At 36.9% G+C, this 17,643-nt stretch carries 20 protein-coding genes; 6 read left to right on the top strand and 14 right to left on the bottom strand.

From position 1 onward, the window contains the following. Positions 1 to 218: 218 nt before the first annotated feature. Positions 219 to 413, bottom strand: coding sequence for a hypothetical protein (locus AC4E8C_RS07490; protein ID WP_490212493.1), 195 nt, complete (start codon positions 411 to 413; stop codon positions 219 to 221). Positions 414 to 662: 249 nt separating this feature from the next. Between AC4E8C_RS07490 and AC4E8C_RS07485 the strand changes: the two genes are divergently transcribed. Continuing rightward, positions 663 to 1,280, top strand: coding sequence for a YktB family protein (locus tag AC4E8C_RS07485; protein ID WP_490211494.1), 618 nt, complete (start codon positions 663 to 665; stop codon positions 1,278 to 1,280). A gap of 241 nt (positions 1,281 to 1,521) precedes the next feature. Here the strand turns inward: AC4E8C_RS07485 and AC4E8C_RS07480 are convergent, their stop codons facing one another. The 3 genes from AC4E8C_RS07480 to AC4E8C_RS07470 all read right to left on the bottom strand — a co-directional run bounded on the left by AC4E8C_RS07480 (position 1,522) and on the right by AC4E8C_RS07470 (position 3,173). After that, positions 1,522 to 1,722, bottom strand: coding sequence for a cold-shock protein (locus AC4E8C_RS07480; RefSeq protein ID WP_098532719.1), 201 nt, complete (start codon positions 1,720 to 1,722; stop codon positions 1,522 to 1,524). A gap of 178 nt (positions 1,723 to 1,900) precedes the next feature. Beyond that, a complete protein-coding gene (locus AC4E8C_RS07475) occupies positions 1,901 to 2,173 on the bottom strand; it encodes a UPF0223 family protein (protein WP_490211493.1) in 273 nt (90 codons plus the stop codon). Positions 2,174 to 2,213: 40 nt separating this feature from the next. Then, on the bottom strand, positions 2,214 to 3,173 hold the full coding sequence (locus tag AC4E8C_RS07470; protein ID WP_490211492.1) for an NAD(P)H-dependent flavin oxidoreductase: 960 nt from the start codon (positions 3,171 to 3,173) through the stop codon (positions 2,214 to 2,216). A 214-nt stretch (positions 3,174 to 3,387) separates the two neighbouring features. Between AC4E8C_RS07470 and AC4E8C_RS07465 the strand changes: the two genes are divergently transcribed. Then, complete coding sequence (locus tag AC4E8C_RS07465) at positions 3,388 to 4,866, top strand: aminotransferase class I/II-fold pyridoxal phosphate-dependent enzyme (RefSeq protein ID WP_490211491.1); 1,479 nt, start codon at positions 3,388 to 3,390, stop codon at positions 4,864 to 4,866. Positions 4,867 to 4,916: 50 nt separating this feature from the next. On the opposite strand, the gene AC4E8C_RS07460 is transcribed toward AC4E8C_RS07465, so the two are convergent. Continuing rightward, positions 4,917 to 5,039, bottom strand: coding sequence for a GapA-binding peptide SR1P (locus tag AC4E8C_RS07460; RefSeq protein WP_490211490.1), 123 nt, complete (start codon positions 5,037 to 5,039; stop codon positions 4,917 to 4,919). Positions 5,040 to 5,200: 161 nt separating this feature from the next. After that, the gene (locus AC4E8C_RS07455) at positions 5,201 to 5,500 is read right to left on the bottom strand and encodes a DUF3055 domain-containing protein (RefSeq protein WP_490211489.1); all 300 of its coding nucleotides are present in this window, start codon (positions 5,498 to 5,500) and stop codon (positions 5,201 to 5,203) included. Positions 5,501 to 5,658: 158 nt separating this feature from the next. Here AC4E8C_RS07455 and AC4E8C_RS07450 point away from each other — a divergent pair, with 158 nt between their 5' ends. Then, the gene (locus tag AC4E8C_RS07450) at positions 5,659 to 6,093 is read left to right on the top strand and encodes a DUF1885 family protein (RefSeq protein ID WP_490211488.1); all 435 of its coding nucleotides are present in this window, start codon (positions 5,659 to 5,661) and stop codon (positions 6,091 to 6,093) included. A gap of 52 nt (positions 6,094 to 6,145) precedes the next feature. On the opposite strand, the gene AC4E8C_RS07445 is transcribed toward AC4E8C_RS07450, so the two are convergent. From AC4E8C_RS07445 to AC4E8C_RS07420, 6 genes are all read right to left on the bottom strand, one after another. Beyond that, complete coding sequence (locus AC4E8C_RS07445) at positions 6,146 to 6,388, bottom strand: hypothetical protein (protein ID WP_490211487.1); 243 nt, start codon at positions 6,386 to 6,388, stop codon at positions 6,146 to 6,148. Positions 6,389 to 6,590: 202 nt separating this feature from the next. Then, on the bottom strand, positions 6,591 to 8,006 hold the full coding sequence (gene lpdA, locus AC4E8C_RS07440) for a dihydrolipoyl dehydrogenase (RefSeq protein WP_490211486.1): 1,416 nt from the start codon (positions 8,004 to 8,006) through the stop codon (positions 6,591 to 6,593). A gap of 4 nt (positions 8,007 to 8,010) precedes the next feature. After that, positions 8,011 to 9,309: a dihydrolipoamide acetyltransferase family protein gene (locus tag AC4E8C_RS07435; RefSeq protein ID WP_490211485.1), complete on the bottom strand. Its 1,299-nt coding sequence runs from the start codon at positions 9,307 to 9,309 to the stop codon at positions 8,011 to 8,013. A gap of 123 nt (positions 9,310 to 9,432) precedes the next feature. Continuing rightward, complete coding sequence (locus tag AC4E8C_RS07430) at positions 9,433 to 10,410, bottom strand: alpha-ketoacid dehydrogenase subunit beta (protein ID WP_490211484.1); 978 nt, start codon at positions 10,408 to 10,410, stop codon at positions 9,433 to 9,435. A gap of 1 nt (position 10,411) precedes the next feature. Beyond that, positions 10,412 to 11,527 (bottom strand): pyruvate dehydrogenase (acetyl-transferring) E1 component subunit alpha, encoded by a 1,116-nt coding sequence (pdhA, locus tag AC4E8C_RS07425; RefSeq protein WP_490211483.1) that lies wholly within the window; start codon positions 11,525 to 11,527, stop codon positions 10,412 to 10,414. Between the two features lie 500 nt (positions 11,528 to 12,027). After that, a complete protein-coding gene (locus tag AC4E8C_RS07420) occupies positions 12,028 to 12,690 on the bottom strand; it encodes a YkyA family protein (protein WP_490211482.1) in 663 nt (220 codons plus the stop codon). Between the two features lie 174 nt (positions 12,691 to 12,864). Between AC4E8C_RS07420 and def the strand changes: the two genes are divergently transcribed. The 3 genes from def (at position 12,865) to rnjA (ending at position 15,757) form a co-directional block, all read left to right on the top strand. Continuing rightward, positions 12,865 to 13,419, top strand: coding sequence for a peptide deformylase (def, locus tag AC4E8C_RS07415; protein ID WP_490211481.1), 555 nt, complete (start codon positions 12,865 to 12,867; stop codon positions 13,417 to 13,419). Between the two features lie 454 nt (positions 13,420 to 13,873). Continuing rightward, positions 13,874 to 14,083 (top strand): DNA-dependent RNA polymerase subunit epsilon, encoded by a 210-nt coding sequence (locus AC4E8C_RS07410; RefSeq protein WP_490211480.1) that lies wholly within the window; start codon positions 13,874 to 13,876, stop codon positions 14,081 to 14,083. A 6-nt stretch (positions 14,084 to 14,089) separates the two neighbouring features. After that, positions 14,090 to 15,757 (top strand): ribonuclease J1, encoded by a 1,668-nt coding sequence (rnjA, locus tag AC4E8C_RS07405; RefSeq protein WP_490211479.1) that lies wholly within the window; start codon positions 14,090 to 14,092, stop codon positions 15,755 to 15,757. Positions 15,758 to 15,796: 39 nt separating this feature from the next. On the opposite strand, the gene AC4E8C_RS07400 is transcribed toward rnjA, so the two are convergent. Together AC4E8C_RS07400 and AC4E8C_RS07395 are read right to left on the bottom strand one after the other, a co-directional pair. Further along, positions 15,797 to 16,456 (bottom strand): potassium channel family protein, encoded by a 660-nt coding sequence (locus tag AC4E8C_RS07400; protein ID WP_490211477.1) that lies wholly within the window; start codon positions 16,454 to 16,456, stop codon positions 15,797 to 15,799. A 90-nt stretch (positions 16,457 to 16,546) separates the two neighbouring features. Further along, positions 16,547 to 17,461, bottom strand: a complete 915-nt coding sequence (locus AC4E8C_RS07395; protein ID WP_490211475.1) for a DUF4349 domain-containing protein — start codon at positions 17,459 to 17,461, stop codon at positions 16,547 to 16,549. Between the last annotated feature and the right edge of the window lie 182 nt (positions 17,462 to 17,643).

Raw genomic sequence — 17,643 nt, 5'->3', positions numbered from 1 at the left:
ATGCATGACAAATCATTTAATGTACCTCTAGCTTAATCAAATTGACAGGACCCATCAACTTTTAACTCCATCATTCGTTAAAATAATCACAATATGCACAATAATAAACGAACTCCTCTCAACCTTACTTGGAGTTCGTTTTAAATTAAAAGATAAGTTATTATTATTTGACCCATTCTTTTTTTTTACTCCTTTGATTTATTAAAATCTCTAACCAATCAAAGAGCTTTTAATCGTAATAATTCCTGACGGATTTTTTCTAGCTTTAGTTTACATTCCTTCATTTTTTTCTCATTTTTATCCTCAATTGCTTCAAATAATGTTGCTAATTCATAATCCATTTCCATTCTTAATACTGCTGTCCTTTCTTTTTCTCCCGCTTTTTTTAGAGATGTATTCATTAATTGCTTCACCTTTCTCATCTCCTCCTAATTATTTAACTAATTTTTCAGATTATTTTTTTACTTTATAATATGAGTCAGCTAGATATGTTGCAACAAATATGTGCATTAACCTAGAAGAGCAATAAACTTCTTGAATATCACTACTTATGCTAAAATAATGGACATAATGATTGTTATGGTAAGGAAGTGGAAGCCCGCCGTTGCTATCTTTTACCCTTTCAACTAACGAATAAACACGACGAAGGAGAATTTTAAAAAATGGTATTCGAAGGTTTCACAAAGAACGATTTTGATACGTTTCATATTGAAGGTCTAGATGCAAGAATGGAAGCAATCGAAGAACGCATTCGACCAAAGTTCCGAATCATTGGTCAAGATTTAAAGGACGATCTTTCTGCAAATTTAGGACAAGAAATGTTTTTACATATAGCTAAACACGCCCGTAGAACTGTAAATCCCCCGAAAGATACTTGGTTGGCAATAGCGTCCAACAAACGGGGATATAAGCAGCATCCCCATTTTCAAGTTGGCTTGTTTGACGACCATGTATTTGTATGGCTGGCATTTATTTACGAATTGCCGAACAAAACGGAAATTGCCAAGACATTTCTGAAAAACTTGAAAACGATCAAGACTACCGTTCCAAATGATTTCGTTGTCTCCCAAGACCATATGAAAAAGGAAGCAATCTCATTGAAGGAAATAGACCTAAAAAATGCCCTTGAACGGTTCCGTGACGTCAAAAAATCCGAATTTCTGATTGGGCGGCATTTTGCAGCAAGTGACCCGATCTTGACGGACGGAAATGGGTTCTTGGACGCAGTTAGAAGCGCCTTTGAAACACTTACCCCATTATTCAAGTTAGCCTATAAATAAAAAAAGCTTCCCCTGATATGTGGAAACGGTGATAGTGAACTCTTTTCTTTATTCAAAGTTAGAAATCTGTAAACTTAATTAGGAAAATTCGAGATTATATGATACACTTTGTTTACCATTTTAATTACTTGTTAACATGTGCCCTACTCCTTCGTGAGTAGGGCTCCTTTTTTTTACATAAAAAAATAAAATAAAAAAAACAGACTCTGTAAAGAGTCTGTTTTTCATTTAATGTTTATAATTAAGCTTTACGAACGTTAGCTGCTTGAGCTCCACGTTGACCTTGCTCAACATCAAAAGTAACTGCTTGACCTTCGTCTAAAGATTTGAAACCTTCGCCTTGGATTGCTGAGAAATGAACGAATACATCTTCTCCACCTTCACGCTCGATGAATCCGAAACCTTTTTCTGCATTAAACCATTTTACTTTACCGTTTTCCATTTTGTTTCCTCCTGCTGTGTGCTTTGCACACAATTTGTTACTATCCTTGCACTCAGTGATCATCAAGACGAAAAGTTAATCTTATATTATCCTTTACACCGAACAAAAATAATTCTTCTAAAGCTTAACATGTCTTTAATATAATTGCAAGAAGACAAAACATTAAGGCGCACATTTGTTATTTCATATTGATTTTTTCCCCTGAAGAGGCTGCTTTTGCTTTTTGAATGGTCCGATAGGACGAGTACCCACTCAATTCTTCAAACTCACCGCAAATTGTTTTTTCTTCGGCCTTACTTGGAACAATTTCTTTGAATCGTCGATAGGCCTTCATGACCTCATCCCGATCTATTCCCTTTTCATACGCTTTTTCAATCGCTTCAAAGAATTTTATTACATCAACAATTTCATTAATAGACCAGTGGTAGTCTATTGGGTATTGATAATCCATACTTTCACCTACTTAATAGTTACTATAGTGAATGATATCGTTATTTTCCCCATTTTGCACGGATTTGTTCCGCATCTTTTATCATCCGTTCAATTAGATCTGCTACAGTCGGTATATCCTTTATTAAACCCATTACTTGTCCGGCCCATGCAAAGCCTTCGCTGATATCTCCATTGTAAATATAGCGTTTATTAGCAATACCACTAATAAAATCTTTTAATTGTTCATAATCACCTTTGTTCCGTTCAATTTCAAGAATTTTATCTGTCCATGGATTAACAATTGCCCTTGCAGGTGCCCCGATTGTTCTTTTGATGACTACTGTGTCCGATTCAGATCCCTCAACTAACTTCTGTTTATATATTTCATTGGCATGAACACATTCCCTTGTCGCAATAAATCTTGTTCCCATTTCAATTCCTTCAGCCCCTAAACTTAGTGCAGCCATGAGTCCTCTGCCATCACCGATTCCCCCTGAGGCGATGACTGGAATGGATACAGCATCCACTACTTGTGGGATTAAAACCATTGTACCTACATCATCTCTTCCCAAATGGCCGCCCCCTTCCTGACCAACCACCATTACAGCATCAGCACCCAATTCTTCTGCCTTCACGGCCTGTCTCCTGGCCGCTACAAGCACGAGTGTTTTTATACCGGTCCCCTTTAACTGGTCAAAAATAGGGGCCGGATTTCCTCCTGTCATGGATACAACTGGTACATTTTCTTCAATGGCTACTTGCAAGAAATCAGCAAAGGGTCTCCCGTGTTGACCAATTGCAAAATTTACTCCAAAAGGGCTATTTGTTAGTTTCTTTACTTTTTGTATTTCTTCTCTAAGTTGATTGGGATGATCTAATGACATGGCCGTAATTTGACCTAATCCCCCTGCATTGGAAACTGCTGCTGCTAATTCAGAATAGGCTAAGTATGCTAAGCCACCTTGGATGATAGGATATTTAATATTTAAAACTTCTGAAACTCTTGTCTTCCAATTCACAAAGATTCCCTCCTAATTGTTATAAATTATAATTCGTCTTAAAAGGTTATTTTTCCTGTCCTTATCAAAAACTAACTTGAATCAAAAAATGTTGTTAGCGAGATATAAAACCTATGCAACACTAAAGATTAGTGCTATAATTCCTTTGTTTTATGTTTTCAAAAGAAAAAACGACATATTTAGAGCATTTTTTTATAAAGAGGTGTATTTTCCATTGTCACAAAACCAAAATCAAACACCGCTATTTAGCGGGTTATTAGAACATGCAAAAAAGAATCCAACTCAATTCCATATTCCTGGTCATAAAAAAGGAGCTGGAATGGATACAGAATTCCGCCAATTTATCGGTGATAATGCTTTGTCAATTGATTTAATAAATATCGGGCCTTTAGATGACCTTCACTCACCTAAAGGAATTATTAAACAAGCGCAAGATTTAGCAGCAGAAGCTTTTGGCGCAGACCATACCTTCTTTTCTGTACAGGGGACGAGTGGTGCGATTATCGCAATGGTCATGGCTGTTTGCGGACCAGGTGAAAAAATAATTGTCCCAAGAAATGTCCATAAATCTGTCATGTCAGCCATTGTCTTTTCTGGATCCATCCCTGTCTTTATTCATCCAGAGATTGACAAAGACTTAGGGATTTCTCATGGAATTACAACTGAATCAGTTGAAAAAGCTCTACAGCAGCATCCTGATGCCAAAGGAGTATTAGTTATTAACCCAACCTATTTTGGTATTTCAGCTGACTTAAAGAAAATCGTCGAAATTGCTCACTCTTATCATGTACCGGTTCTTGTAGATGAGGCACATGGTGTTCACATCCATTTTCATGATGACCTGCCGATGTCAGCGATGCAGGCTGGGGCAGATATTGCAGCAACAAGTGTCCATAAACTAGGAGGATCGATGACGCAAAGTTCGGTCCTTAATGTAAAGGAAGGACTAGTGTCTGCCAAACATGTTCAATCTATTTTAAGCATGTTAACAACCACATCTACTTCCTATTTATTATTAGCCTCTCTAGATGTTGCCCGGAAACAATTAGCAACCAAGGGTAAAGAGCTAATAAGCAAAACAATCGACTTAGCTCAATCTATTCGAAGTAGAATTAATGAAATAGATCATCTACGTTGCGTTGGAAAAGAAATTTTAGGTTCAAAAGCCACTTTTGATTATGACCCGACCAAATTAATTATCTCAGTAAAAGAGCTAGGTCTAACTGGGTATGAAGTAGAAAAATGGTTACGTGCCAATCATAATATTGAAGTGGAATTATCGGACTTATATAATATCCTTTGCATCATATCATTAGGTGACACAGAGGCAGAGGGTGACCTTTTAGTTAGTGCCCTAACAGAGCTGGCAAAGGAATGTGAACTTCGTCCAGGAAAGATTGAACCTGTAGAAGTTCTTCTCCCAGAAATCCCCTTGCTTGCGTTAACTCCTAGAGATGCATTTTATGCTGAAACTGAAGTAATCCCATTGGAAGAATCAGAAGGCCGAATCATTGCCGAATTTGTAATGGTTTATCCTCCAGGTATTCCAATCTTTATTCCTGGTGAAATCATCACAGAGGAAAATCTCCATTATATTCGAAAAAACCTCGAAGTTGGTCTGCCAGTTCAAGGGCCTGAAGATGATGAATTGAAAACAATTCATGTTATTAAAGAATATAAAGCCATACAATAAAAGAACAGGATTCCGATTTTCGGAATCCTGTTTTCAATTTAATTTTATTTTTATACTTCTTCCTCAATATGGTGGTCATTACAACAGTTACATTTCGAGTAAAGAACTGTTACCTTTTCATCTTCAAAATGATCAATAGTAGAGTTACAAGTTTGGCATACAAGAGTACCCATCTGTTCAATCCCCTTTTCTTAAGTAATGATCATGATTTTGAAAGCCTTTTCCTATCTTTAATTTAATAATAATATAACACATTTACTTTTTCAAGCCTAAATTGTATGTCACATTAAAAAATAACACACACAAAAAGACCCCTGAGGGCCCTTTCTTAAAATTATTCGTATTGTGTGACAAATGGGATAGACGGAATGGTTCCCCGGAAAAACTCAGCTAAATCTGCAGCTTGTTGTTTATCTGGAATACGGAATACAGTTTGAAGATAATCAATATCTTCAATGTCTTTAGGGTCGAGGAGGGTTGAACGGCCAGTTTGCATGCAGACAACAAGGGGTTTTCCGAAAAACAAATTAGTATAAATAATTCCAAAGTCATATCTAGTATCTTCAGTTGTAAATCCTATAAATCTTACAGTGGCATTTTCATGCTCATCGTAGAGCTTATCAAATAGTTCCATAGGCTCCTCCTTTTTGTATATTTAGAATATTATTATAATTCATTTTCAGAGAAATAACAAGAAACTGTCTTTTTTATTTGTGTATCCCTTGGCAGTACTTTTTAATCAATGCTAGAATAGAATTAGTTCATACATAGACGAGTAAGGGGGAATTGGTGATGGCTGAAAGCGCATTTATTAAACTTGTGCCCTCATCTGCTAAACAAACGGTAACGGTTGACGAGGTTAAGGAATTATTTTATTACTATAAGAACATAACCATAAAAACGGGTGATCAATTAAATTGGCAATACGGGGATGCTGCCTTTCCATACGAAATAAAAGAAACGGATACAGGCAAAGGAACATGGTTTTATCTTCATTCTGATCATGAGCGCTACCATGCTATTTTAATTGGAATAGATACGGAAACAGTTCAAAGTGAGGATGGAGTGGAACGTGAGCAAACTTACATTCAAATAACACTCCCTGAACAATCTACCTATGGAGATAAAGGCAAGGCAAATGAATTTTGTAAATTTCTTGCTAAAAAGCTCCAAGGTGAACTGCATCTCTTTAATGAAAGAATTATGTACTATTATCCACGGAAATAAGCAGAAAAAAGCTCCTACGCGGGGCTTTTTTTGCGGAAAGAGAAGTGAAAGTTTATTGTAAAAAAAGTGCCAATGAATAATGAATGGAGGTATAAATAACCAAACTTAAGGTAGTAATAAAGAGTGTTTTTCGTGGAGATTTGGTCATATGGTTTCCAATCAGGTAGGCCAAATAAAAAAATACAAAGAACATCATCACCTTATAAACAAGTTGATCATGCTTTGAAAGCCATTCAATAAAGGTATAGCCACTCCAAATGATAAACTGTAATAGCAGGACAATATACGCCTTCATTTTTATCACCACGCAACATGCATTGAACTTTATTTAAGTCAAAGTAATTAGCTAGTGATATAAGTATATGTCTAACAACTTTTAGATAGATATTTATTTTCAAAATCACTAAAAACCAACATAATTACCTTATTGAAATTGTTTATATTATTAATGAAAAAAAGTCCTTTTCGATTTTCTCGAAAAGGACTTTTTTTAAAAATTATTTCAAGACATGAATTGGAGATCCCATCGCAACTTCCGCTGCTTCCATTGTGATTTCTCCAAGTGTTGGGTGAGCATGAATGGTCATGGCTAAATCTTCAGCCGTCATACCTGTTTCAATTGCTAAACCTAACTCGGCAATCATATCTGATGCACTTGTACCAGCTATTTGCGCCCCAATAATAAGACCGTCTTCTTTACGTGTAACAAGTTTTAAGAAGCCGTCTCCGCTATCAAGCGATAAGGCACGACCATTTGCAGCAAATGGGAACTTAGCACCGCTTGCTTCGATTCCTTCTGCTTTAGCTTGTTCCTCTGTATAACCTACTGAAGCTAATTCAGGTTCAGAGAAGACAACGGCTGGAATACCTAAATAATCAATTTCTGATGGGTGACCGGCAATAGCTTCTGCAGCAATTTTCGCTTCATAGGAAGCTTTGTGTGCTAATTGAGGACCTGCGACAACATCACCGATAGCATAAATATTGCTTACGTTTGTACGACATTGCTTGTCGATTTCAATTAAACCGCGTTCGCTTAGTTTAATACCTGCTTGTTCTAAGCCCATTTCATCTGTGTTAGGACGGCGTCCAACCATGACAAATACATAGTCAGCTTCAATTTTCTTTTCTTCGCCTTTAGTTTCAAATGTAACAATTACACCGTTCTCTGTTTCCTCTACACCTTTAGCCAATGCTTTTGTATAGAATTCCGCACCTTTTTTCTTCATGGTACGTTTGACTAATCCAGCCATTTGCTTATCAAAAACACCAAGGCCTAAAATTTCTTCAGCACCTTCTAAAATTGTTACTTGAGTGCCAAAGTTAGCATAAGCTCCGCCAAGTTCAATTCCGATTACACCGCCGCCAATAACAACGACTTTTTCAGGAACTTCTTGTAAATTAAGAGCACCAGTTGAGTTAAGAACACGTTTTGAATACTTGAAAGTTGGTAATTCAATTGGACGTGATCCAGTTGCAATAATGGCATTTTTAAAGGTATAGGTTTGAGCAGAATGTTCATCCATAACACGAAGTGTATTAGCATCAACGAAAAATGCTTCACCACGAACAATATTCACCTTATTCCCTTTTAACAATCCTTCAACGCCGCCAGTTAATTTCTTTACTACACCAGCTTTAAACGCTTGAACCTTTGAGAAATCAAGCTTCACATTATCAGCTGTAATCCCAAATGATTCTGAGTGTAGAGCTGTTTCATAGCGGTGTCCTGCTGAAATCAAAGCTTTAGAAGGAATACATCCTACATTTAAACACACGCCGCCCACATATTCTTTTTCAACAATGGTAACTTTTTGTCCTAGCTGGGCTGCACGAATAGCAGCAACATATCCCCCAGGGCCTGCACCGATGACTATAGTATCTGTTTCAATTGGGAAATCTCCAACGACCATTATATTACGCCTCCATTAACAATAGTTCAGGATCGTTCAATAAACGTTTAATATGATTTAACGCATTTTGTGCTGTCGCACCGTCGATCATGCGGTGGTCAAAGCTTAAAGAAAGTGCTAAAACAGGTGCAGCAACAATTTCACCATTTCTAACGATTGGTTTTTCAGCAATTCTACCTACACCTAAAATCGCCACTTCAGGATGGTTAATAACAGGTGTAAACCACTGACCGCCTGCTGAACCAATATTGGAAATTGTGCATGAAGCACCTTTCATTTCATTTGGAGCAAGTTTACCGTCACGTGCTTTACCAGCTAATTCATTAATTTCATTAGAAATATTGAAAACAGATTTACGATCTGCATCTTTTACAACTGGAACTAAAAGACCTTTTTCTGTGTCTGCCGCAATTCCAATATTATAATAATGCTTATGAATAATTTCACTTGTTGCGTCATCTAATGAAGTATTTAATGCAGGGAATTCACGTAAAGCGCTAGTTAATGCTTTAACGATATATGGCAAGAAAGTTAACTTAATACCTTTTGCGGCTGCAACTTCCTTAAATTTCTTCCGGTGTGTAACAAGTTTTGTTACATCTATTTCATCCATTAAGGTAACGTGTGGAGCTGTATGCTTAGAATTAACCATTGCCTTAGCAATAGCCTTACGAATTCCACTCATTTTCTCACGTGTTTCAGGATATTCACCTTGAGGAATTGGAGTTGCTGCAGTAGTAGTTGTTTCTACCTTAGCCGCAGCTTCCGTAGCAGTTGCTTGTGGTGCAGGTGCTGCCCCGCCACTTACAAAAGTATCTACATCACTCTTAAGGACTCTTCCATTATTACCAGTTCCAGCTACTAAGTGAATATCAATACCCTTTTCACGGGCATATTTACGAACTGATGGCATAGCAATGATCCGTCTATTTGGGTCAACTTCCACTTGTGGTTGTGCAGCAGGTTGTGCAACAGCCGCAGGAGCTGCCTCTTGTTTTGCTTCTGGTGCAGGGGCTTCCTGTTTAGTTTCTTCTTCATCGCCTTTAAATTTCAAATCTTCATATCCAGGCGCATCAAACGTAACTAGGACCTGCCCAACTGTTGCAACTGTTCCTTCTCCCACTAAAACTTCAATTACTGTTCCATCAACTGGAGAAGGAATTTCAACTACAGCTTTATCATTTTGGATCTCACATAGGACATCATCTTCTTGGACTTTATCACCTGGTTTAATAAACCACTTGACTATTTCACCCTCGTGAATACCTTCACCGATGTCAGGCATTTTAAATTGAAATGACACAGAGATTCATCTCCTATTTTTTCATATATTTTGGTTTGTTTTTAATATAGGGGAAAGGATTATCTCTTCCCCAAATATTATGATTTACATGCAAAGTTTTAATTCTGTAAACAGAATGATCTTTTAGAAGGTTAATACCTTTTTAGCTGTTTCCATTACATCTTTGTAGTTAGGAAGCCATACAGACTCAGCTTGTGGGAATGGGAATACAGTATCCGGTGCTGCCACTCGCAATACTGGTGCTTCCAAGCTTAAAATAGCACGGTCGTTTATTTCTGCCACGACATGTGCGGCAACACCTGCTTGTTTTTGTGCTTCTTGAACAACAATTGCCCGTCCTGTTTTTTCAACTGACGCAATAATGGTTTCGATGTCAATTGGACTTACTGTACGTAAGTCAATAACTTCCGCAGAAAAACCTTCTTTTTCAAGTTCTTCTGCAGCTTTTAATGACTCGTGCACCATTGCTCCATAAGTAATAATGGATACATCTGTACCTTCACGTTTCACTTCTGCTTTACCTAGAGGAATGGTATATTCTTCTTCAGGAACTTCTTGTCGGAAAGAGCGGTATAATTTCATATGCTCAAGGAAAATTACCGGGTCATTATCACGGATTGCTGAGATCAGCAGCCCTTTTGCATCATATGGAGTTGATGGAATAACTACCTTAACCCCAGGTGTTTGAGCCATAAGTCCCTCTAAACTATCTGCGTGCATATCCGGAGTATGTACGCCTCCGCCAAATGGCGAGCGAATGGTAACCGGAGCACTATATCTTCCACCGGAACGGTAACGTTGGCGGGCTAATTGGCCAGCAATGGAATCCATTACTTCAAATACAAACCCAAAGAATTGGATTTCAGGAACTGGACGGAAGCCTTGTAAACTTAGGCCAACCGTTAAACCGCCGATTCCAGATTCTGCGAGCGGTGTGTCAAATACGCGGTCTTCACCAAACTCTTTGTGCAGTCCTTCAGTTGCACGGAATACACCACCGTTAACGCCAACGTCTTCACCGAAAACTAATACATTCGGATCATTACGTAATTCAGTACGTAAAGCATCTGTTATTGCCTGGATCATAGTCATTTGAGCCATTTTACTTCGACTCCTTTTCTTTATATATTTCATATTGTTCTTTTAGGTTTTGAGGCATTTCTTCATACATAATAGACATTAAATCTGTGACTTTTTGTTTTGGTGCGGCATCCGCCTTTTTAATTGCTTCTTTAATGTCTTCTTTTGCTTGTTCAATTACTTCGGTTTCTTTTTCCTCGCTCCAGATACCTTTGTTTTCAAGGAATTTACGGAAACGAACAAGTGGATCTTTCTTTTCCCATTCATTATCAAGATCTGCTGTCCGATAACGAGTTGGATCGTCCCCTGCCATTGTATGTGGACCATAACGGTAAGTTAATGTTTCGATTAATGTTGGTCCCTCACCATTAATTGCACGTTCACGTGCATCGTGTGTTGCCTTATAAACAGCTAATGGATCCATACCATCTACTTGGATACCAGGAATACCTGCTGCAATTGCTTTTTGAGCAAGTGTTTTTGCTGCTGTTTGTTTTTCACGTGGTGTAGAGATTGCGAACTGATTGTTTTGAACGATAAAAATTGCTGGAGCTTTATATGCACCTGCAAAGTTGATTCCCTCATAGAAATCCCCTTGAGATGTACCACCGTCACCTGTATAAGTAATAGCAACAGATTTTGTACCACGCTTTTTCATTCCAAGTGCAACGCCAGCAGTTTGAACATACTGTGCACCAATGATAATTTGCGGATGAAGAACGTTTACTCCTTCTGGAATATTCATTCCCTCAAAATGACCTCTTGACCATAAAAACGCTTGAGACAATGGTAAGCCATGCCAAACAATTTGCGGAACATCACGGTAACCTGGTAAAATAAAATCTTCTTTTTCAAGGGCAAATTGGGAAGCTAATTGAGACGCTTCTTGTCCTGCAGTTGGTGCATAAAAACCAAGTCTTCCTTGGCGGTTTAAAGAAATAGAACGTTGATCAAGAATTCTTGTGTATACCATGCGTCGCATTAATTCCTGAAGTTGTTCATCCGTAAGGTCAGGCATTGCTGCTTCATTTACAACCTCGCCTTGTTCATTAAGAATTTGAAGCGTTTCGAATTGTTCTTCTACAACTTCGAGCGCTTTCTTTGCATCAAGCTGGGCGTTCTTCACTTTAGAAGCCATATTATTCATCTCTTCCTTTCTATTCCAAGCTTAATTTTAAAATGATTCCACTTTGTTAGATTACCCAAAAAACGTCTAATAAAAGCACATATGAAATTAAGTATGACTTTTATGCTGTAGTTTTTTTGATAATAAACGGTGACATTACAAAAGAAAAATACCACCTAGGTTTTGAAAATACTATTAAATACTTTCTCACTAAAAAAGATACGATATAACCATAAATCTTTGTCAGGAGTATTTTATTCTGTATTAGTCTTATATGTAATATCATTGATACAATTATCTTTCACATATATGAGTGTACATCATTCATTACCACTCGTCAAATACTAAGTTTTAATATTTTTTAACATGAACTTAGTAGTAAACAAAATGATTTTATCACTATCTGTATTACCTAATTTGCCGAAACTGTTATATAAGATTTCACAATTTAGACACTTGTTATAATATAGAAAAAAACCGGCTAATTCAGCCAGTTTTAAATGTCGTCATTTTTATTCTTTTGTTTTAAGTCCCGCTTTTTGGTAAAAAGACTGTTTTTTTTCATTATACTGTTCAGTATACATATTAAACTTTTCGTTTGCAGCGAGCACTTTCTTATAGGTTTCATTTAATTTGTTTACTTGTTCTTCCAGTTGATCATATGGAAGGTCTTTATTTTTTAACAAACCATACAATTCCTTATCGTATCTTATGGCATCTGTGTATTCCTTATAAAGCTCTTCATGTGCTTGGTACCTATTCATCATAATATCAATTAATTTTCCTGCAGCCTTTTTAAGGGCAGGATCTTCTAATTCATTCTTCAGTTTGGCGGTTTTCTTAAATTCTTGTTCAGACTCTTTTAAGCTTTTTGTTTCCTTTTCAAATAGTTTCGCCCGTTTATCAGCTAATGCTATAGCTTCATCAGAAAGCTTGGCAATCTGATCATATTCCTTCATACCAAGCTTGATGATTTGATCATATAATGCTCTTTCTTGTTTTTCCAACGTTACGAGGGGGTCCTGCTGTTCTTCGAAAACCTTTTCCTTCGAAACAACTTCCTCCAAAACATCAACCATTTTTTCAGTGGGGGTCTTTTTTTCAACACAGCCTGATAAAATAAAAATAAGAACAATAACTGTAATAAACAAAGGATTTCTATCTTTATATAACAAATTGCAGCCTCCTAACTCGTACCTTCTCTTACTATATCGATACTTAGTTTGTTTGACAATATCCAACAAAAAAAACGCCTCATTTTACGTTTACTTTCAATCAATCATTAACATTTCATCTATTGTTTGATAGACTAATGATGCTACAAACATATTGAACGGGAGTGAAAGTTCATGTTAACCATGGAGGATATCATTCGAGATGGCCATCCTACCCTAAGGAAAGTGGCAGAAGAAGTCGTTATGCCGCCTACCAAAGAGGAAAAACAGGTCTTATCAAGCCTTTTAGAATTTGTCATCAATAGCCAAAATGCTGAAATTGCTGCGAAATATAGCTTACGGCCAGGAATTGGTTTAGCGGCACCGCAAATTAATGTATCGAAAAGAATGATTGCGGTTCACCTTACAGATGATAAAGGGACACTTTATAGTTATGCTTTATTTAATCCAAAGATTATTAGTCATTCTGTAGAAAAAGCCTATCTACAATCTGGTGAAGGCTGCCTATCAGTTGACGAGGCCATTCCCGGTTTTGTACCACGGCATGCAAGGATTACCGTTAAGGGAACCACGCTTGAAGGGGATGAAGTAAAGCTGCGTTTAAAAGGAATGCCCGCTATTTGCTTTCAACATGAAATAGACCATTTAAACGGGATTATGTTTTATGACCATATTAACAAACAAGATCCGTATAAACCAATTGAAGGTGCCATTGTTATTGATAGGTAAACACCGGCCTCTATAGGGCAGGTGTTTTTTATTATGACACTAGTTCATTTAATTCCATGTTTAACCATGAAAGAATCAGCGTTTTCATCATATAATAATAGTATAAAAATATTTATTTTAAAAAAATTACAATTATCTGCCATTGCTGGCTTTACATTGGACAAGGTTCGTATAAAATAAGAGGTAAGGAGATGATCCACTATGTTAAAGAAGCTAAGGAAGAAGCTTTTAAAACAGTGGAAAGATTTACTTAGAAAAAAATCTATTGCCTAAATTTTTTAAAGGGCCCTTCTACTTGCGAAGGGCTCCTTCGTTATTGTACAGTGTAAAAATAGATTCTTATTTACATACTTTTCATATATAGGTTGCTAACCATAAAAGAAAATAAATGAAAAAGATGAAAATATTATATATAATAGAAAAAGTTATGATTTAATAAGGAGCGAAAATTTTTATGATATTTAAAGTTTATTACCAAGAAAGCATTCGAGAAGTACCTGTAAGGGAGAACACAAAAATCTTATTTATAAAAGGCGAATCGGTAAGAGACGTACGAGCTAAAATTGCCGACCGTGGTTATAATGTGGAATACGTTCAAGAAGTAAAAGGAGCCCATTTAGAATATGAACAACAAAATGAAGACTTTAAAGTATTGGAGATTTGATAATTTATGAAATTTGTAAAGAATGATCAAACTGCTGTTTTTGCATTAGGCGGTTTGGGAGAAATCGGAAAAAACACGTATGCAGTTCAGTTCCAAGATGAAATTATTTTAATTGATGCCGGGATCAAATTCCCTGAGGATGAATTATTAGGCATCGATTATGTCATCCCCGATTACACCTATTTAGTAAAAAACGAAGACAAAATAAAAGGTTTATTTGTAACACATGGACATGAAGATCACATTGGCGGTATACCGTACTTACTACGTGAAATCAATGTTCCAATTTATGGTGGAAAGCTGGCGTTAGGGTTAATTAGAAATAAACTTGAAGAACATGGTTTATTGAGGAATGCAAAATTAATTGAAATCAAAGAAGATGATATTATTAAATTCCGCAAAACCTCAGTTACGTTTTTCCGTACTACCCACAGCATTCCTGATTCCTATGGTATTGTCGTAAAAACTCCTCCAGGACAAATCGTTCATACAGGTGATTTTAAATTTGATTTTACTCCTGTTGGTGAACCTGCTAACTTAACAAAAATGGCAGAGATCGGAAAAGAAGGAGTATTATGTTTGCTTTCAGATAGTACCAATAGTGAAATTCCTGAATTCACTATGTCAGAACGACGTGTTGGCGAAAGCATCGATGATATCTTCCGTAAAGTAGATGGCCGGATTATTTTTGCTACATTTGCTTCTAATATCCACCGCTTGCAGCAGGTTGTCGAAGCAGCTGTTGTTTATGGAAGAAAAGTTGCTGTTTTTGGACGGAGCATGGAAGCGGCTATTAATATTGGCCTTGAGTTAGGTTATATTAATGCCCCAAAAGAAACCTTTATTGAAGCAAATCAAATTAACCGCTTACCTGCTGAAAAGGTCACAATTCTATGTACAGGAAGTCAAGGGGAACCTATGGCTGCCCTTTCTCGGATAGCGAATGGCACTCACAGACAAATTCAAATTATCCCTGGTGATACGGTTGTCTTCTCTTCTTCACCTATTCCTGGAAACACAATAAGTGTAAGCAGGACAATTAATATGCTTTATCGTGCGGGTGCTGAAGTCATCCACGGAAAGTTAAGCAATATTCATACTTCCGGACACGGCGGACAAGAAGAACAAAAATTGATGCTTCGGTTAATTAAACCAAAATTCTTTATGCCAATCCATGGTGAATATCGGATGCAAATTATGCACGCCAAACTTGCCGTTGATTGTGGAGTAGAAAAGGATAATTGTTTTATTATGGACAATGGTGAAGTATTGGCTTTATCTGACCATTCTGCCCAAGTGGCTGGAAAAATCCCTTCTGGATCCGTCTATATCGATGGCAGTGGGGTTGGTGATATTGGGAACATTGTATTAAGAGACCGTCGAATTCTTTCTGAAGAAGGTCTTGTAGTAGTGGTTGTAAGTATTAATATGAAGGAATTTAAGATTGCTTCAGGTCCTGACATCATTTCTCGAGGATTTGTTTATATGAGGGAATCCGGTGATTTAATCAATGATGCCCAAAGTCTTATTACCAAGCATTTGAATAAGGTTATGGAGCGCAAGACAAGCCAGTGGTCAGAAATTAAAAATGAAATTACTGACACGCTTGCACCATTCCTTTATGAAAAGACAAAACGTCGTCCTATGATTTTACCAATCATTATGGAAGTGTAAAAAAGAGCGGAAGCAGCCAATCTGGCGCTTCCGCTTTTCCTATTCCAATACTTTTTTTTCAAATCTGTCAATGTCATGATCTGTTCCAATTACTATTAATACATCATTGAGTTGAATTGTTTCTTTGGCCTGAGGTGACACAATGATTTCCTCACCTCTTTTAATTGCAACAATGTTCAATCCATATCTCTTGCGAATATCCAAGTCCATAATTGTATTGCCGCTAAGCTTTTTATTAGCTGCAATCTCAACAATACTATGCTCTGCAGAAAGCTCTAGATAATCTAAAACGCTACTAGAAGCCATATTGTGGGCAATTCGTTTACCCATATCCCTTTCAGGATGAACAACATGGTCTGCACCGATCTTACGAAGAACTTTCTCATGATAATCATTTTGAGCCTTGGCTGTTACACGCCCAACCCCTAATTCCTTTAATATAAGGGTGGTTAAAATACTAGCTTGAATATCGTCACCAATCGCTACAATCACATGGTCAAAATTACGAATTCCTAAACTCTTCAACACATTCTCATCTGTTGTATCACCTACTACAGCATGTGATGCAATCATTGCATATTCATTTACACGTTCTTCATTAACATCAATCCCTAATACTTCCATACCTTCATCTGTTAATGTCCGACAAATACTCCCGCCAAACCGGCCAAGTCCGATTACTGCAAAGCTCTGTTTCATTTATTAATCCCCCGATATAACCGATGATTTGTAATGGTACCATTTTAGCATTCTTTACTAAAGATTAATAGTTATGCTTCCTGCCCAGTCCTATTCATTACTGCTTTTCCGTTTTTTGAAAAAGAGGAATACTATAAAGCCCAAAACAGCAAGTATAATAATGATTGGCATGTTTCCAACAATAAAAACAAATAATCCAGAAAGAGCCGCTAACAATAGATTGGTACTACCCATAAATTGTTTTTTTGTTTTTTCCCATGTATTAAGTTTGTCCTGATCAATAGCGGGTACAATTACCTTATTTTCGTAAAGATTAATATGAACAGTGGAAAGAGCTGTCTGATTCTCAAGAAATTTCATTTTTCCTTCAATCATCTCTATCTCTTCTTGTACCGCCGCAAGATCGGTTGAAATTTTAAGTAAATCCTCTGTTTTCGATGCACTTTTCATAAAGGCTAATAAGCGTTCTTCCACAACCCTTTTTGATTTTAATCTTGATTCTAGGTCTACATACTCCTCTGTTACATCTTGCCCCGTTATATTCCTCTGCAGCACTTCAACAGCCTGGCCCTCTGCATCGTGTAAAAAGTCTTGAAAGTGTTTTTGCGGAATTCTAATTGTCAGATTGCCACTCACTTGATCTTTTCCCTCTTTTGTGACATTTGATTCCGCAATATAACCACCATATCGCTCAGCATTTTTTTCTAAACTCTGAATCATTTCTTCGAATTTTTTAACACGCAGCTGGAGATCTGCCTGATAAATAACCATTTGATTTGGGACTTCTATATTAGACGAATCCAATGGTTTCTCACTTTTAGCCTTATCGATAGAATATAAAGTCTCCTGCTTCCCTTCGCTAACTTGAGAAGATGAATCTATGTTCGCTTTACCTTGATCAGCCATTTTGGCGCTTTCATCTTTACTGCTGCTACTGCATCCCGCTAAACTAATTAAAACCAAGAAAGTAATAACAATAGAAAGAAACCTGTTCAGCATTTTCATTTTCATGACACCCCATCCGAATATATTTAAGGCAGGTGAAAATAAATCATTTATTACTAATAAGGACGAATGCAGGTTTGTAAGGTTACAAGAACAAAGATAATTTCTATTTAAAAAAATTAAATAATACACAAAGAAAGCTGCTCGTTACTCGAAACAAGCAGCTTTCTAGTGTTATTCAG

Source organism: Neobacillus sp. SRL179, assembly GCF_984799095.1.
The sequence above is the reverse complement of the archived record's forward strand: the minus strand, read 5'-3'. Positions and strand labels throughout refer to the sequence as shown.

Bases quoted from the DNA above. Each gene is read 5' to 3' on its own strand.
- AC4E8C_RS07485 (WP_490211494.1), top strand. From the start codon at position 663: ATGGTATTCGAAGGTTTCACAAAGAACGATTTTGATACGTTTCATATT.
- AC4E8C_RS07480 (WP_098532719.1), bottom strand. From the start codon at position 1,722: ATGGAAAACGGTAAAGTAAAATGGTTTAATGCAGAAAAAGGTTTCGGA.
- AC4E8C_RS07475 (WP_490211493.1), bottom strand. From the start codon at position 2,173: ATGGATTATCAATACCCAATAGACTACCACTGGTCTATTAATGAAATT.
- AC4E8C_RS07460 (WP_490211490.1), bottom strand. From the start codon at position 5,039: ATGGGTACTCTTGTATGCCAAACTTGTAACTCTACTATTGATCATTTT.
- AC4E8C_RS07455 (WP_490211489.1), bottom strand. From the start codon at position 5,500: ATGGAACTATTTGATAAGCTCTACGATGAGCATGAAAATGCCACTGTA.
- AC4E8C_RS07450 (WP_490211488.1), top strand. From the start codon at position 5,659: ATGGCTGAAAGCGCATTTATTAAACTTGTGCCCTCATCTGCTAAACAA.
- AC4E8C_RS07445 (WP_490211487.1), bottom strand. From the start codon at position 6,388: ATGAAGGCGTATATTGTCCTGCTATTACAGTTTATCATTTGGAGTGGC.
- lpdA (WP_490211486.1), bottom strand. From the start codon at position 8,006: ATGGTCGTTGGAGATTTCCCAATTGAAACAGATACTATAGTCATCGGT.
- AC4E8C_RS07430 (WP_490211484.1), bottom strand. From the start codon at position 10,410: ATGGCTCAAATGACTATGATCCAGGCAATAACAGATGCTTTACGTACT.
- pdhA (WP_490211483.1), bottom strand. From the start codon at position 11,527: ATGGCTTCTAAAGTGAAGAACGCCCAGCTTGATGCAAAGAAAGCGCTC.
- def (WP_490211481.1), top strand. From the start codon at position 12,865: ATGTTAACCATGGAGGATATCATTCGAGATGGCCATCCTACCCTAAGG.
- AC4E8C_RS07410 (WP_490211480.1), top strand. From the start codon at position 13,874: ATGATATTTAAAGTTTATTACCAAGAAAGCATTCGAGAAGTACCTGTA.
- rnjA (WP_490211479.1), top strand. From the start codon at position 14,090: ATGAAATTTGTAAAGAATGATCAAACTGCTGTTTTTGCATTAGGCGGT.
- AC4E8C_RS07400 (WP_490211477.1), bottom strand. From the start codon at position 16,456: ATGAAACAGAGCTTTGCAGTAATCGGACTTGGCCGGTTTGGCGGGAGT.
- AC4E8C_RS07395 (WP_490211475.1), bottom strand. From the start codon at position 17,461: ATGAAAATGCTGAACAGGTTTCTTTCTATTGTTATTACTTTCTTGGTT.